This window comes from Rhodovibrio sodomensis (assembly GCF_016583645.1).
Taxonomy (GTDB): domain Bacteria; phylum Pseudomonadota; class Alphaproteobacteria; order Kiloniellales; family Rhodovibrionaceae; genus Rhodovibrio; species Rhodovibrio sodomensis.
Genome location: NZ_NRRL01000257.1, coordinates 1 through 1,498, shown reverse-complemented (window position 1 = coordinate 1,498; position 1,498 = coordinate 1). Strand labels below are relative to the sequence as shown.

Here is a 1,498-nt window from a genome sequence, read left to right as displayed (position 1 = left end):
TTGGGCATGGCGGTCCTCCTTCTGCTGAATGTTTGAACCCGCTGAGCGGAGTTCGTGCTGACATCCCTGGAGGGCCGCCACCCTCTCCTCAACATCTCAGAGGGTGGCCGCCGCGATACCCCATCTCCAACGCGATCGAGTGCGCGATCAGGCCAGCGCCATTGAACAGAAAGAATGCGTTATTCGCCGGCCATGACGAAGGCGGATCGCGATGGGGCATCTGGGCCTCGCTGATCGGCACGTGCAAGCTCAATGGCGTGGATCCGTACGCCTACCTGAAGGCCACGCTCGAAGCGCTCGCCGCCGGCCACCCGCAGTCCCGGCTGGATGAGTTGATGCCCTGGAGCTTCCGCCAGGACGCCAGCGGCTCGGACTGAGCCACGCCCAGCAAAACCAACAAAATTTGCAAAGTTTGTTGGCCACAGCTCTCGGTGGCGCCTCGTGCGCCCCGGAGATCCGTGGTCGCGCGTCAACACCCTATGCCAATGGGGCGTACGGTGCGCTTTCGATTTTCTCCGAGCTGTGGCCGTAGCGTTGCCGCTTGAGCCGGGCGATCTGGATCCGCAGGGCCTCGATCAGCGCCTCGTAGGCGCGCATGGAGGCGGTCACCCGGGCCGCTTCCTCGCGCTCGGCCTGGATGATCGCCTTCAGAGCGACCGGATCGTCGGGCAGGGTCTCGAGAGCCTGAACCATGTCCCGATTATACCAGATGCGACTCGGCGCACCAGCTTTATCGCATTGATTCCGCCCGCAGAATCACACCACACGGGCCGGCGGCGACGTCCATGCCGGCCGCCGCCAGTCGATCCCCTCCCACAGCATCGCGAGCTGCGCCGAGGTCAGCCGGACGCTGCCGTCCGCCGGCGATGGCCATGGAAAACGGCCGTGTTCGAGAACCTTGTAGTACAGGCAGAAACCCTGGCCGTCGAAGTACAGGAGCTTGATCCTGTCGCCATAACGCACGCCATTCAGCATACAGTTTGGCAGTTTATCGGGTCAGTTATCGCTGGCACCCGCTTTGCGGGCGCGAGCTACGGAGCGTGGGTCGGAGCCAGCGCGAGGGTGAGCCGATCCTGTATCTGGAAGATCATCCTGGTCGGGGACGAGAAGTTCCTGCGTGGATGTGCGATCCAGACATCTGCGACGCGATGCCCCTTGGATCGCCGGTTATCGGCCTGGCCGCTTTGAACGAGCTGTCAGTGTTATTAACCGAGATCCAGGCGAACCGGGTCGAGCGCGTATCATCATCTCGTCGCAGTAACGAGGAGGCTTGGGATGGGATCTGCAGACAGACCTACGACCCTGCAGCTGCGTCTGGAGCTAGTACTGCCGGCGGTTGCGCCAACGGTGGCGGATCCGGAGGAGATGGTACTGAGGTGTCCCGGCTTTCTCGGAGGCTGTGGTGTTTGGACGATCAGGCCGCCATGGCGGCCTGATCGTCCAAATCGAAAAATTTCGCCTCGGCCTCCGCCGGCGGGATATGGCCAAGCGGTTCCAG

Annotated in this window: 3 protein-coding genes and 1 pseudogene; 2 read left to right on the top strand and 2 right to left on the bottom strand. The window is 62.9% G+C overall.

Features of this window, described 5'->3' with window-relative positions:
• Positions 1-125 precede the first annotated feature (125 nt).
• Positions 126-377: pseudogene (locus CKO28_RS27600) on the top strand (transposase domain-containing protein); the annotation flags it as partial.
• Between the two features lie 100 nt (positions 378-477).
• Here the strand turns inward: CKO28_RS27600 and CKO28_RS27595 are convergent.
• Both CKO28_RS27595 and tnpB read right to left on the bottom strand, forming a co-directional pair.
• Positions 478-693, bottom strand: a complete 216-nt coding sequence (locus CKO28_RS27595; RefSeq protein ID WP_200344731.1) for a hypothetical protein — start codon at positions 691-693, stop codon at positions 478-480.
• Between the two features lie 63 nt (positions 694-756).
• Positions 757-975: an IS66 family insertion sequence element accessory protein TnpB gene (gene tnpB, locus CKO28_RS27590; protein WP_200344728.1), complete on the bottom strand. Its 219-nt coding sequence runs from the start codon at positions 973-975 to the stop codon at positions 757-759.
• 5 nt (positions 976-980) lie between these two features.
• Between tnpB and CKO28_RS29740 the strand changes: the two genes are divergently transcribed.
• Positions 981-1,436: a DUF5372 family protein gene (locus CKO28_RS29740; protein WP_496196161.1), complete on the top strand. Its 456-nt coding sequence runs from the start codon at positions 981-983 to the stop codon at positions 1,434-1,436.
• Positions 1,437-1,498 lie beyond the last annotated feature (62 nt).

Excerpts from the sequence above, each read along its gene's own strand:
- CKO28_RS27595 (WP_200344731.1), bottom strand. The coding sequence starts at position 693 with ATGGTTCAGGCTCTCGAGACCCTGCCCGACGATCCGGTCGCTCTGAAG.
- tnpB (WP_200344728.1), bottom strand. The coding sequence starts at position 975 with ATGCTGAATGGCGTGCGTTATGGCGACAGGATCAAGCTCCTGTACTTC.